The sequence below is a fragment of the Paraburkholderia diazotrophica genome (assembly GCF_900108945.1).
In the GTDB taxonomy this organism is placed as follows: Bacteria; Pseudomonadota; Gammaproteobacteria; order Burkholderiales; family Burkholderiaceae; genus Paraburkholderia; species Paraburkholderia diazotrophica.
Window position 1 is genome coordinate 120108 of the sequence record NZ_FNYE01000016.1, and the last position, 13304, is coordinate 133411.

A 13304-nucleotide genomic window follows, 5' to 3' on the forward strand; every position below is an offset into this window, starting at 1 on the left:
AGATAAATAAGGTACAAAAACTACATTTGTACCGTAGGTGATTACCCTGATGCGAGCGGTGAACTTGCAAAACTCCGACACGTAAGGCTCACACGTGAATTCGATCGTTCGGCAGATTCAGCAACTGCAACATTGTGCACATGTAGTTTTTCTACTAATATCCCGAGTGCCGGCGTCCCACGCCGTTCCCCGCGATATCAATCTGGCGCAAGCGCGCATGCGCGCGAGCCAGCGACGAAGGAGCATCGATGGTTTCCCCGCATTCGCAACTGATGAAAGTCACGAAGCGCGTGATCGAGCGCAGCAAGCCTACGCGTGACGCCTATCTGTCGCGCATCGACAAGGCGCAGGGCAAGTTCCCGGCGCGCGGCGCGCTGTCCTGTGCGAACCTCGCGCACGGCTTTGCCGGTCTGGAGGGCAACGACAAGCTCGTCATCAAGCAGATCCGCCAGCCGAATATCGGCATCGTCTCGTCGTACAACGAGATGCTTTCGGCGCATGCGCCGTACAAGGATTTTCCCGACGTCATCAAGGCCGCCGCGCGCGAAAGCGGCGGCGTCGCGCAGTTCGCGGGCGGCGTGCCCGCGATGTGCGACGGCATCACGCAGGGCAACGCGGGCATGGAACTGTCGCTGTTCTCGCGCGAAGTGATCGCGATGAGCACGGCCGTCGCGCTCACGCACAACATGTTCGACGCGGCGCTGTGCCTCGGCGTGTGCGACAAGATCGTGCCGGGCCTGCTGATCGGCGCGCTGCAGTTCGGCCATCTGCCGACCATCTTCGTGCCCGCCGGCCCGATGACGAGCGGTCTGTCGAACGACGACAAGGCGAAAGTGCGCCAGCAGTTCGCCACAGGCCAATGCGGCCGCGACGCGCTGCTCGAATCCGAGGCCGCCGCGTATCACAGCCACGGCACCTGCACGTTCTATGGCACGGCCAACAGCAACCAGATGCTGATGGAAATCATGGGCCTGCATCTGCCGGGCTCGGCGTTCGTGCATCCGCATACGCCGCTGCGCGATGCGCTGACTGCACAAGCCGCGCGCCGTGTGCTCGACCTCACCGTCGAGCGCGGCCAGTACATGCCGATCGGTCATGTGATCGACGAGAAGGCGATCGTCAACGGCATCGTCGGCTTGCTGGCGACGGGCGGTTCCACCAATCACACGCTGCACCTCGTCGCGATTGCGCGGGCGGCGGGCATCATCATCGACTGGGACGATTTCGATACGCTGTCGGCGTCGGTGCCGCTGCTGGCCAAGGTCTATCCGAACGGCAAGGCCGACGTGAACCACTATCACGCGGCGGGCGGCATGGCGTTCCTGATCCGCAATCTGCTCGAAGGCGGCCTGCTGCACGACGATGTGAACACCGTCGCCGGCAAGGGCCTCGCGCGCTACACGGAAGAGCCGAAGCTGCTCGACGGCAAGCTGACGTGGGTGCCCGGCGTCACCGAAAGCCAGGATACGGCAGTGCTGCGCGCCATCAATGAGCCGTTCCAGCCGGACGGTGGACTACGCCTGATGCAGGGCAAGCTCGGGCGCGGCGTCATCAAGATTTCGGCCGTCGCGAAGCAGCATCGCATGGTGAAGGCGCCCGCGATCGTATTCGATTCGCAGGAGGCCGTGCAGGAAGCCTTCGACAACGGCGAGCTTAAGCGCGACTTCATCGCCGTCGTGCGCTTCCAGGGCGCGCGCGCAAACGGCATGCCCGAACTGCATCGTTTGACGCCGCTGCTCGGGGTGTTGCAGGATCAAGGTTTCCACGTCGCGCTCGTGACGGACGGCCGGATGTCCGGTGCATCGGGCAAGGTGCCCGCCGTCATTCACGTGTCGCCGGAAGCGCTGCTGCAAGGCCCACTTGGCAAGGTGCGCACGGGCGACACGATCGTCATCGACGCGGAAGCGGGCGTGCTCGACGTCGAAATCGAAGATGCCGAATGGGCTGCGCGTCCGATTGCCGTGTCGCAGCATCAGGCGGAAAACGAAGTGGGCTTCGGTCGCGAGCTGTTCGGCGTGTTCCGCTCGGCGGCGGCGCCCGCGGAGTTGGGCGCGTCGGTGTTCGGGCCGCTCGTCGGCGAAGAGCCGCACGCAGCGCAGCGCGAAGGTCAAGCGGCAGGCGCCGTGTCGAGCGAAGCCAGTCACGTAATGCAGAAATGAAGCGATAAGGAGTCTGAAGATGACGTCGAAAACAGTCAGCGAAATCGTCCGCCTGGGTCCGGTGATTCCCGTCCTCGCATTCGATACCGTCGAGCAGGGTGAACACGTTTCGCGCGCGCTGCACGCAGGCGGCGTGAAGGTGCTCGAAATCACGTTGCGCACGCCCGCCGGCATCAAGGCGATCGAGCGCGCGAGCCAGCTTGCCGAAGACATCGTCGTGGGTGTCGGCACGATCACGAGGCCCGAGCACTGCGAGCAGGCGAAGAAGGCGGGCGCGCAGTTCGGCGTGTCGCCGGGCCTCACGAAAGAGATGCACAAGGCCGCACAGGATGCAGGTCTGCCGCTGCTGCCCGGCGTGATGACGCCGAGCGACATCATCGTCGCGCTGGAACTCGGCTATGAAATCGTCAAGTTCTTCCCGGCGCAGCAGGCGGGTGGCGTGCCGATGCTGCAGGCGTTCCACGGCCCGTTCCCGACGCTGAAGTTCTGCCCGACGGGCGGCATCACGGCGGAAACGGCGCCCAATTTCCTCGCGCTGCCGAACGTCGTGTGCGTCGGCGGTTCGTGGCTGACGCCGAAGGCGGCGCTCGCCGCGCAGAATTGGGACGAAGTCACGCGCCTCGCACACGCTGCAAGCGAACTGGCCGCGCCCGCGCATTGATTCGCAGCATCGCGTTTTGACGAAGCGCGTAAGAGCCTCGATGCAATGACACAGCCTCGCCGTTTTAGCCTTGAAAGGCTTTAGCGGCGAGGCTTTTTGTTTGTTGCGCGGGGACTTCGCGCGCCACGAACGTCAACAGACAGTAAAATTCAGCGTCCGCTAATACGCCTCTCTTGAAGGCGTTTCAGCATCCGGAAGCGGGCGAGTGCAACGGCACTTGCAACTCAAACCAACAAAGCAAAGGAGGAGCTTCATGGAAGCTGTCCACGGCAGCATGCTGCTGATATACGCCGTGATCGCCATTGCAGTGCTGATCTTGATGATCACGCGCTTCAAGGTCTATCCGTTCCTCGTCCTGATCATCGTGTCGCTGCTGCTGGGCCTTGCCGTCGGCATGCCAGCGGGCACGATCGTGAAGTCGTTCGAAACCGGCAATGGCAACACGCTGGGCCATATCGCGATCGTCGTGGGCCTCGGCACGATGCTCGGCAAGATGATGGCCGAGTCGGGCGGCGCCGAGCGCATCGCCACCACGCTGATCCGCTGGTTCGGCGAAAAGAATATCCACTGGGCGATGATGTTCGTCGCAATCATCGTCGGCTTGCCGGTGTTCTTCGAAGTCGGCTTCGTGCTGCTGATCCCCATTGCCTTCAACGTCGCGAAGCGCACGGGTAAATCGCTGCTGCTGATCGGCCTGCCGATGGTCGCAGGTCTCTCCGTCGTGCACGGTCTGATTCCGCCGCACCCGGCCGCGCTGCTCGCCGTGCAGGCGTATCACGCCGATATCGGTCGCACGATCGCATACGGTCTGCTCGTCGGTGTGCCGACGGCCATCGTGGCGGGTCCGCTGTTTGCGCTGCTGATCCATCGTCAGGTCAAGCTCGCGAATAACAATCCGCTCGCCGCGCAATTCGTCGACGTCGAGCACGAGGCGGGCACGCGCGATCTGCCCGGCTTCGGCATCACGCTCTTCACGGTTCTGTTGCCCGTGATCCTGATGCTGATCGGCAGTTGGGCGGATCTCGTGTTTGCGCCGAAAACGACGCCGAACGATCTGCTGAAGTTCATCGGCACGTCGGATGTCGCGTTGCTGATCTCGGTGCTGGTGAGCTTCTGGACGTTCGGCGCGAGCCGCGGCTTCAATCGCGAGCAGATCCAGAAGTTCTGCGGCGACTGTCTGGCGCCGATCGCGGGCATTACGCTGATCGTCGGTGCGGGTGGCGGTTTCGGACGCGTGCTGATGGACAGCGGCATCTCGAAGGAAATCGTCGCAACGGCGACGGCGGCGCACCTGTCGCCGCTGCTGTTCGGCTGGTTCGTCGCGGCGCTGATCCGTCTCGCGACGGGTTCCGCGACGGTTGCAATGACGACGGCCTGCGGCATCGTCGCGCCGATCGCAGCCGCGAGCGGCGTCCAGGTGAAGCCGGAACTGCTGGTGCTCGCGACGGGTTCGGGCTCGCTGATTTTCTCGCACGTGAACGACGGCGGTTTCTGGCTGATCAAGGAGTATTTCGGAATGACGGTGGGGCAGACGTTCAAGACGTGGTCGCTCTGCGAAACCATCATTTCGCTGATGGGCCTCGGTTTGACCTTCGCATTGGCGGCGGTCCTGTAAGGAGTTTCAAATGATTCTGATCGCGATGGGCGTGTCGGGTGCCGGCAAGACCCGCATTGGCGAATTGCTGGCGGAGCGGCTCAACTGCGCTTTCACCGATGGCGACGCGTTTCACAGCGCCGCCAACAAGGAAAAGATGCACCGCGGCATCCCGCTGACGGACGAAGACCGTTGGCCGTGGCTCAGAACGATCCGTGCCGCAATCGAGGAAAAGCAGCAGGCGAACGAGACGGCCGTGTTCACGTGCTCGTCGCTCAAGCGCTCGTATCGCGACATCCTGCGTGATGGCGACAAGGATGTGTGCTTCGTGTATCTGAAGGGCACGCGTGAACTGCTGGCGCAGCGTCTGCAGACACGCACCGGGCATTTCTTCGATCCGTCGCTGCTGCAAAGCCAGCTCGATACGCTGGAAGAGCCGGGCGAGGACGAAGCGATTACGGTGAGCATCGAGCTGACGCCGGAACAGATCGTCGATGAGACGCTCGCGAAGATCAAGCTGCGATAACGCGTGAGTCTGCACATGCAGCAGTCGTAAAAAAGGCGCCTTCGCAGGCGCCTTTTTCATATCCGCATCGTCGGGCGATGCGTGCAGCGAGCAAGCGGATCAGCTGATCCGCTTCGCCAGTTCAGCTGCCTTGCCGATGTACGATGCGGGCGTCATCGCGAGCAGACGTTCCTTCGCATCGGCTGGAATCGACAGGCCGTTGATGAACGTCTGCAGCGCCTCGCGCGTGATGCCCTTGCCGCGCGTCAGTTCCTTCAACTGCTCGTACGGGTTCTCGATGCCGAAACGGCGCATCACCGTTTGCACAGGCTCGGCGAGCACTTCCCACGTCGCATCGAGGTCTTCGTTCAGACGCTGCGGATTCACTTCGAGCTTGTCGAGGCCGCGATTGAGCGCGTCATACGCAAGCAGCGCGTAGCCGAACGCGACGCCGATATTGCGCAGCACCGTCGAGTCCGTCAGGTCGCGCTGCCAGCGCGAAACGGGCAGCTTGTCGGCGAGATGGCGCAGCGTCGCGTTGGCGAGGCCCAAGTTGCCTTCCGAGTTTTCGAAGTCGATCGGGTTGACCTTGTGCGGCATCGTCGACGAGCCGATCTCGCCCGCCTTCGTCCTCTGCTTGAAGTAGCCCAGCGAAATGTAGCCCCACACGTCGCGGTCGAGATCGAGCAGGATCGTGTTTGCGCGCGCAACCGCATCGAACAGCTCGGCCATGTAGTCGTGCGGTTCGATCTGGATCGTGTACGGATTGAACGTCAGCTTCAGGCGCTGCTCGACGACTTGCTTCGAGAACGCTTCCCAGTCGAATTCCGGATACGCCGACAGATGCGCATTGAAGTTGCCGACGGCGCCGTTCATCTTGCCGAGCAGCTCGACTTTCGCGATGCGCTCGATCGCGCGCGATAGCCGAGCCGCGACGTTCGCGATTTCCTTGCCGAGCGTGGTCGGGCTCGCGGGCTGGCCGTGCGTGCGCGAGAGCATCGGCTGATCGGCCTGCGCATGTGCGAGCGCGACGAGACGCTGATGCACCGAGCGCAGCGCCGGCAGGATCACATGTTCGCGCGCGCCTGCGAGCATCAGGCCATGCGATGTGTTGTTGATGTCCTCGGACGTGCACGCGAAGTGGATGAATTCGCTTGCGCGCTCCAGTTCCGGCTGGCCCTTCACCGATTCCTTCAGCCAGTACTCGACGGCCTTCACGTCGTGATTCGTCACGCGCTCGATTTCCTTGATGCGCGCGGCGTCATGCGCGGTGAAGCGCTCGACCAGCTGCAGCAGGAATTGCTCCGATGCTTCGGAGAAGCGCGGCACTTCGGCGAAGCCTGCGTGCGACAGCGCGATCAGCCAGTGAATTTCCGCCATCACGCGATGGCGCATGAATGCGGCTTCCGAAAGCCAGTCGCGAAGGGCTTCGGTTTTCGATGCGTAACGGCCGTCGAGCGGGGACAGGGCGGTCAACGCGAAGAGGGTGTCGGGGCGAGTGTCGGACATGATGGGAGGGGCAGCAACGGTGAAGAATCGGGTGACAGATATCAGCGGGGAGAACCGCGAATTTTACCACTTTAGGACATGCGGCCCGACGCGTGCCTCGCCTCTTGCGCGCGCGACGCCGCTAAAATGCGGGCTTTCTGTCATTGCTGGGGCACTGAGTCGCTATGGAACTGAAATGGCTCGAAGACTTCGTTTCGCTCGCGGAGACGCGCAGCTTCAGCCGCTCGGCCGAGCTGCGGCACGTCACGCAGCCCGCCTTTTCGCGGCGCATTCAGGCGCTGGAGGCGTGGCTCGGAACTGAACTGATCGATCGTTCGGTTTACCCGACCCGCCTGACGGCAGCGGGCCAGGTGTTCTACGAGCAGGCACTGGCGATGCTCTCGCAGTTCCACGAGGCGCGCACGCTGCTTCGCGGCCACACGGCGACACCCGCCGCGACGATCGAATTCGCGGTGCCGCATACGCTGTCGTTGACGTATTTTCCGAGCTGGCTGCAACGCATCGAGGCGCAGCTCGGCCCGATCCACACGCGGCTGCGCGCGCTGAACGTTCACGATGCCGTGCTGTCGCTGGTCGAGGGCGGCTGCGATCTGGTGATGGGCTATCACCATCCGAGCCATCCTGTCGCGCTCGATCCCGCGCGCTACGACATGCTGACGCTCGGCATCGAGTCGATCAGTCCGTTCTCCGCGCCGGGCAAAGGCGGACGCCCGCGCTACACGCTGCCCGGCACGCCCGACGCGCCGACGCCGTACCTCTCGTACACGCCGAACGCGTATCTGGGCCGCATGACGGAAGTGATCTTCGCGACCGCGCCGGGGCGTCTCTATCTCGATCGCGTGTACGAGACCGACATGGCCGAAGGACTGAAGGCGATGGCGCTCGCCGGACACGGCGTCGCGTTCCTGCCGCATAGCGCCGTCGAAGATGCCGTCGCCGATGGCAGATTGATACGCCTCGACCGCGCATCGCGCGGCGTCCCGCAAGGCCAGCTCACGCTGACGATGGAAATCCGCCTCTATCGCGACAAGCTCGCGGCGCAAGCCGACGACGCGCGCCAGCAACTCGTGCGCGCGTTGTGGGACGTCGTGAGCGCGGAACTCGCGCAAGGCTCGAAGTAACGTTCACCGACACCACGCCCAGGCGAGAACGCGTGCGAATACACCCTTGCGACACGCATTTGCGCTTTTCCCAGCGTTATGCAAGAAAGACATAACCGGATGAACAATCGGCATTGGACCCGTTCGGCGCTTTTTTTCGACAATGGCGTCACCCGATAAAACGCTGGAGCGTTCATGTCTACCGCGGCAAATGTGCAGTCCATCCCGTCCTACCTTCATCAGGACGATCTCGGCCCCTGGGGCAACTATCTCCGTCAAGTCGATCGCGTCGCGCCGTATCTCGGCTCGCTGTCGCGCTGGCTCGAAACGCTGAAGCGACCGAAGCGCATTCTCATCGTGGATTGCCCGATCGAACTCGATAACGGCACCGTGGCGCACTTCGAAGGCTATCGCGTGCAGCACAACGTATCGCGCGGTCCGGGCAAGGGCGGCGTGCGTTATCACCAGGACGTGACGCTGTCGGAAGTGATGGCGCTGTCCGCGTGGATGTCAGTGAAGAACGCTGCCGTGAACGTGCCGTACGGCGGCGCGAAGGGCGGTATCCGCGTCGATCCGCGCACGCTGTCGCGCGGCGAACTGGAGCGCGTGACGCGCCGCTATACGAGCGAGATTGGCATCATCATCGGACCGAACACCGACATCCCCGCGCCGGACGTGAACACGAACGAGCAGATCATGGCGTGGATGATGGACACGTACTCGATGAACCAGGGCCAGACGTCGACGGGCGTCGTGACAGGCAAGCCGATAACGCTCGGCGGGTCGCTCGGCCGTCGCGAGGCGACGGGCCGCGGCGTGTTCGTCGTCGGCTGCGAAGCGGCTCGCCGCATCGGCATGGACATCGAAGGTGCGCGCATTGCCGTGCAGGGCTTCGGCAACGTGGGCGGCATCGCGGCGCGTCTGTATCAGGAAGCGGGCGCGAAGGTCGTTGCCGTGCAGGATCACACGGGCACGCTGTACAAGGAATCGGGCATCGATGCAGTTGCGCTGCTCGATTACGTCGCGAAGCATGGCGGCGTCGGCGGTTATCCGGAAGCGGACAAGATTGCGAACGATGACTTCTGGACGGTCGAGTCGGACATCCTGATTCCGGCTGCGCTTGAAAACCAGATCACCGAAAAGAACGCCGGCAAGATTCGCACGAAGATCATCGTCGAAGGCGCAAACGGCCCGACCACGACGGCCGCCGACGACATCCTGCACGACAAGGGCATCCTCGTGATCCCCGACGTCGTTGCGAATGCGGGTGGCGTGACGGTCTCGTACTTCGAGTGGGTGCAGGACTTCTCGAGCTTCTTCTGGACAGAAGACGAGATCAACGAGCGTCTCGAGCGCGTGATGCGCGAAGCGTTCGCAGCCGTGTGGCAAGTGGCGAGCGAGCAGAAGGTATCGGTGCGTACGGCGGCGTTTATCGTCGCGTGCAAGCGCATTCTGCAAGCGCGCGAAATGCGCGGCCTGTATCCCTGATACAGCGGCGCGGCCCGGTCCTGTCGGATACCTGGCCGCGCACGGCGCCTGTCATGAAGACAGGCGCCTCGCAACAAACGTTTCACCCATGTCTTTGTCTGCGCGATTCCACGGACTCGCGCAGAATAGCGGGCGGACGGCATCTCCGGGTGCCGTCCGCTTTTGCGCAGTTGATGCCGGAAAGAGTTGGATCTGACCGGCAAAAACGACGCATCTAATGACGCGTGCATCATCGCGTCGAGCCGCTGCAAGCCAATACCGACGCTGTGTCGCGCAAATGGTGGCTTTATGCAACACTGCACGCGGAAACATGGTTAACAACCATACTTTCAGAATAATTACTGATATAAACTGGCGCCGGTTCTTGCCAAGGAGATCACAAATGAAGGTTAAAAAAGCTGCGCTCGTTCTCGCGACTCTGGGTTTGTTCACGGTAGGCGCGCAAGCGCAGGACGCCGGCACGCTGAAGAAGATCAAGGACACGGGCGTGATTTCGCTGGGTCACCGCGAATCGTCGATCCCGTTTTCGTACTATGACGACAAGCAGAACGTGGTGGGCTACTCGCAGGAGTTCGCGCTGAAGGTCGTGGACGCCGTCAAGCAGAAGCTAAACATGCCGAACCTGAAGGTCAAGCTGACGCCGATCACGTCGCAAAACCGCATTCCGCTGGTGCAGAACGGCACCGTCGATCTGGAATGCGGTTCGACCACCAACAACGCCGAGCGCCAGCAACAGGTCGCGTTCTCGAACACGATCTTCGTGATCGGCACGCGCCTGATGACGAAGAAGGATTCGGGTATCAAGGACTGGGCGGACCTGAAGGGCAAGACCGTCGTGACGACGGCTGGCACGACGTCTGAGCGCCTGCTTCGCAAGATGAATCAGGACAAGAACATGGGCATGAACATCATCAGCGCGAAGGATCACGGGGAATCGTTCCTGACGCTGTCGACGGGCCGTGCCGCTGCGTTCATGATGGACGACGCGCTGCTCGCGGGCGAGCGCGCGAAGTCGAACAACCCGGGCGATTTCGTGATCGTCGGCACGCCGCAATCGCATGAAGCGTACGGCTGCATGCTGCGCAAGAACGATCCGGAATTCAAGAAGGTCGTCGACGATGCGATCGCGAAGGTCGAGACGTCGGGCGACGCATCGCAGATCTACAAGAAGTGGTTCGAATCGCCGATTCCGCCGAAGGGCCTGAACCTGGCCTTCCCGGAAAGCGACGACATGAAGACGCTGTACAAGGCACCGAACGACAAGGCAATCGACTAACCCTCGAACAACCGTTAGCTGATCAGTCAACGTGTTGAACAGAACGGAAGGGGCAGGCGCTTCTTCCGTTTCTTTTTGTTGGAGTCTTCGTCATGTCATACCACTGGAACTGGGGCATTCTGCTAAGTCCGGTTTCCACCGGCGAGCCGACCACCTATCTCGGCTGGCTGCTGTCCGGCCTATGGGTGACGGTCACCGTTTCGCTTTCCGCGTGGGTGATCGCGCTCATCGTCGGGTCGCTGTTCGGCGTGCTGCGCACGGTGCCGAACAGGACGGCCGCGATCGGCACCGTCTACGTCGCCATCTTCCGTAACATCCCGCTGATCGTGCAGTTCTTCATCTGGTATCTGGTGATACCGGAACTGCTGCCCGTTTCGATCGGCACATGGTTCAAGCAACTGCCGCCGGGCACGCAGTTCTTCTCGTCGTCGATCATCTGTCTCGGGCTCTTCACGGCCGCACGCGTATGCGAGCAGGTGCGCTCGGGCATCAACGCGCTGCCGCGCGGCCAGCGCGGCGCGGGGCTCGCGCTCGGCTTCACGCAATGGCAGACGTACCGCTACGTGCTGCTGCCCGTCGCGTACCGGATCATCGTGCCGCCGCTCACGTCCGAGTTTCTGAACATCTTCAAGAACTCCGCCGTCGCATCGACCATCGGCCTGCTCGATCTGTCCGCGCAGGCGCGCCAGCTCGTCGACTACACGGCGCAGACGTATGAGTCGTTTATCGCCGTCACCGTGGCGTATCTGCTCATCAATCTGATCGTGATGACGCTGATGCGTATCGTCGAACACAAGAGCCGGCTGCCTGGCTACATCGGAGGCAAGTGATGCATCATTTCGACTGGAGCGGCATTCCGGGCGCGCTGCCGACACTGTGGACGGGTGCTGTCGTCACGCTGAAGATCACAATTCTCGCGATCGTCATCGGCATCGTGTGGGGCACGCTGCTCGCCATCATGCGGCTGTCGTCTTTCAAGCCGCTCGAGTGGTTCGCGAAGCTCTATGTGACGCTCTTCCGCTCGATCCCGCTGGTGATGGTTCTGCTGTGGTTCTTCCTGATCGTGCCGCAGGTGCTGCAAAACGTGCTGGGACTTTCCGCGGACATCGACATCCGTCTCGCTTCGGCGATGGTCGCGTTCTCGCTGTTCGAAGCCGCGTACTACTCGGAAATCATCCGCGCGGGCATTCAGGCCGTATCGCGCGGGCAGGTGAATGCGTCGTTCGCGCTCGGCATGAACTACGCGCAGGCGATGCGCCTCGTCGTGCTGCCGCAGGCGTTCCGCGCGATGGTGCCGCTGCTGCTGACGCAAGCCATCGTGCTCTTTCAGGATACGTCGCTCGTCTACGTGATCAGCCTCGCCGACTTCTTCCGCACGGCCACGAATATTGGCGATCGTGACGGCACGAACGTCGAGATGGTACTGTTCGCCGGTGCGTGTTATTTCGTGATTTGCGTGGTCGCGTCGAGCCTCGTCAAAAGTCTTCAGAAAAAGGTCGCAAGATGATCTCCATTAAGAATGTCTCGAAGTGGTACGGCCCGTTCCAGGTGCTGACCGACTGCACGACAGAAGTGAAAAAGGGTGAAGTGGTCGTCGTGTGCGGCCCGTCGGGCTCGGGCAAGTCGACGCTCATCAAGACCGTGAACGGCCTCGAGCCGTTCCAGAAGGGCGACATCGTGATCAACGGCCAGTCGCTGACCGACAAGAAGACGAACCTGTCGAAGCTGCGCTCGAAGGTCGGCATGGTGTTCCAGCACTTCGAGCTGTTTCCTCATCTGTCGATCACCGAGAACCTGACGCTCGCGCAGACCAAAGTGCTCGGCCGCTCGAGGGAAGAAGCGACCACGAAGGGCATGAAGCTGCTCGACCGCGTCGGCCTGCGCGCGCATGCGGACAAGTACCCGGGGCAACTGTCGGGCGGTCAGCAGCAGCGTGTGGCGATTGCGCGGGCGCTGTCGATGGACCCGATCGCGATGCTGTTCGACGAACCGACGTCGGCACTCGATCCGGAGATGATCAACGAAGTGCTCGACGTGATGGTCGAACTCGCGCAGGAAGGTATGACGATGATGTGCGTGACGCACGAAATGGGCTTTGCCAAGAAGGTCGCGCATCGCGTGATCTTCATGGACAAGGGCCTCATTGTCGAAGACGACCGCAAGGAAGACTTCTTTGCAAATCCGAAGTCTGATCGCGCAAAGGATTTTCTCGCGAAAATTCTGCATTAAGTTTAAGTATCGAATGCAGGTAAAGCCGCTTCCCCGGAAGCGGCTTTTTTTATATATCTACAATTGCTTGGTAGTCCGTTTTTGCTGATTAAGTTGTTGGCCAAAACGTTAGAAATATCGTTCATTGTCATGGTGGTTAATCGGAATCGTCTCATGTGAGGAATGCTGAAATAAGCATAAGCTTGGGGCGAAAAATTCGATGACGATAAGCGGCGCGCGTCCCGTGATTCGTTTTCGATCGACAAGAGACAATCCATGAAAGTGTTTTTGCTGAGCGACATGGTCGTTCACGAGCTGGTATCGATGCAGTTGGAAGGAAAATGGCTGACCGCGGAACAATTCTCCGAGTCGGCGCGTCTTTGGATTTCTCGTCACGCGCCTAAACATCAGTTATCCGAACTGTTTGTACGGACGCTGGAAAGGGAGGCCCTTCAGATCGCGGAACGCCTGATGAAGGATGGCGTGGTCATAGCGAAAGGCTCACCGTTGAGGCGGCTTTTTCTGGACATTCCCGTTGTCAACTACGCCGATCCGCTGAGCGCGAGTGCGCTTGCTGCCAGTCTGGAGGTCTGCCGCAACAAGCTGTGCGATTGCGGCCCGCATTCCGCCGGAAAGGACCTGGCAGCGCAGCTCGCGACGGGCGGCTTGAGTTGTCCCGCCGTGTTGCGTTCGCTGATCTGCACGGCAGACACACCACAGCCGGAAGAGTCGGCCGGCGAACAGGGATGCACCGGCCGTTGCGGCAAGGCGGGCAAGAAGTAACGACAGCCGTTGCTACCCCGG

Annotated in this window: 12 protein-coding genes; 11 read left to right on the forward strand and 1 reads right to left on the reverse strand. The window is 61.7% G+C overall.

Translation table 11 applies throughout. The features are described 5' to 3' along the window. Window positions 1–248: 248 nt before the first annotated feature. The 4 genes from edd to BMW76_RS21020 all read left to right on the forward strand — a co-directional run bounded on the left by edd (window position 249) and on the right by BMW76_RS21020 (window position 4940). The gene (edd, locus tag BMW76_RS21005; protein WP_090868539.1) at window positions 249–2159 is read left to right on the forward strand and encodes a phosphogluconate dehydratase; all 1911 of its coding nucleotides are present in this window, start codon (window positions 249–251) and stop codon (window positions 2157–2159) included. A gap of 19 nt (window positions 2160–2178) precedes the next feature. Further along, the gene (gene eda, locus BMW76_RS21010) at window positions 2179–2820 is read left to right on the forward strand and encodes a bifunctional 4-hydroxy-2-oxoglutarate aldolase/2-dehydro-3-deoxy-phosphogluconate aldolase (protein ID WP_090868541.1); all 642 of its coding nucleotides are present in this window, start codon (window positions 2179–2181) and stop codon (window positions 2818–2820) included. Between the two features lie 253 nt (window positions 2821–3073). Then, window positions 3074–4435, forward strand: a complete 1362-nt coding sequence (locus tag BMW76_RS21015) for a GntP family permease (RefSeq protein WP_090868543.1) — start codon at window positions 3074–3076, stop codon at window positions 4433–4435. Between the two features lie 10 nt (window positions 4436–4445). After that, window positions 4446–4940, forward strand: coding sequence for a gluconokinase (locus BMW76_RS21020; protein ID WP_090868545.1), 495 nt, complete (start codon window positions 4446–4448; stop codon window positions 4938–4940). A gap of 99 nt (window positions 4941–5039) precedes the next feature. Here BMW76_RS21020 and purB read toward each other — a convergent pair whose 3' ends face one another. Beyond that, the gene (purB, locus tag BMW76_RS21025; RefSeq protein ID WP_090868547.1) at window positions 5040–6428 is read right to left on the reverse strand and encodes an adenylosuccinate lyase; all 1389 of its coding nucleotides are present in this window, start codon (window positions 6426–6428) and stop codon (window positions 5040–5042) included. Window positions 6429–6592: 164 nt separating this feature from the next. Between purB and BMW76_RS21030 the strand changes: the two genes are divergently transcribed. The 7 genes from BMW76_RS21030 to BMW76_RS21060 all read left to right on the forward strand — a co-directional run bounded on the left by BMW76_RS21030 (window position 6593) and on the right by BMW76_RS21060 (window position 13283). Continuing rightward, window positions 6593–7549, forward strand: coding sequence for a LysR family transcriptional regulator (locus BMW76_RS21030; RefSeq protein WP_090868549.1), 957 nt, complete (start codon window positions 6593–6595; stop codon window positions 7547–7549). Between the two features lie 174 nt (window positions 7550–7723). Beyond that, entirely contained in the window at window positions 7724–9016 is a 1293-nt protein-coding gene (locus BMW76_RS21035; RefSeq protein WP_090868551.1) for a Glu/Leu/Phe/Val family dehydrogenase, read from the forward strand. A 382-nt stretch (window positions 9017–9398) separates the two neighbouring features. After that, the gene (locus tag BMW76_RS21040; protein ID WP_090868553.1) at window positions 9399–10292 is read left to right on the forward strand and encodes a glutamate/aspartate ABC transporter substrate-binding protein; all 894 of its coding nucleotides are present in this window, start codon (window positions 9399–9401) and stop codon (window positions 10290–10292) included. A gap of 92 nt (window positions 10293–10384) precedes the next feature. After that, complete coding sequence (locus tag BMW76_RS21045) at window positions 10385–11122, forward strand: amino acid ABC transporter permease (protein ID WP_090868555.1); 738 nt, start codon at window positions 10385–10387, stop codon at window positions 11120–11122. Next, window positions 11122–11799: a glutamate/aspartate ABC transporter permease GltK gene (gltK, locus tag BMW76_RS21050; protein ID WP_087739754.1), complete on the forward strand. Its 678-nt coding sequence runs from the start codon at window positions 11122–11124 to the stop codon at window positions 11797–11799. Before BMW76_RS21045 ends, gltK begins: the two co-directional genes overlap by 1 nt. After that, the gene (locus BMW76_RS21055; RefSeq protein ID WP_090868557.1) at window positions 11796–12521 is read left to right on the forward strand and encodes an amino acid ABC transporter ATP-binding protein; all 726 of its coding nucleotides are present in this window, start codon (window positions 11796–11798) and stop codon (window positions 12519–12521) included. The genes gltK and BMW76_RS21055 overlap by 4 nt, the downstream gene beginning before the upstream one ends. A 255-nt stretch (window positions 12522–12776) precedes the next feature. Further along, window positions 12777–13283 carry a hypothetical protein gene (locus tag BMW76_RS21060; protein WP_090868559.1) on the forward strand — a complete coding sequence of 169 codons (507 nt, stop codon included), beginning with the start codon at window positions 12777–12779 and terminating at the stop codon, window positions 13281–13283. Window positions 13284–13304: the final 21 nt, after the last annotated feature.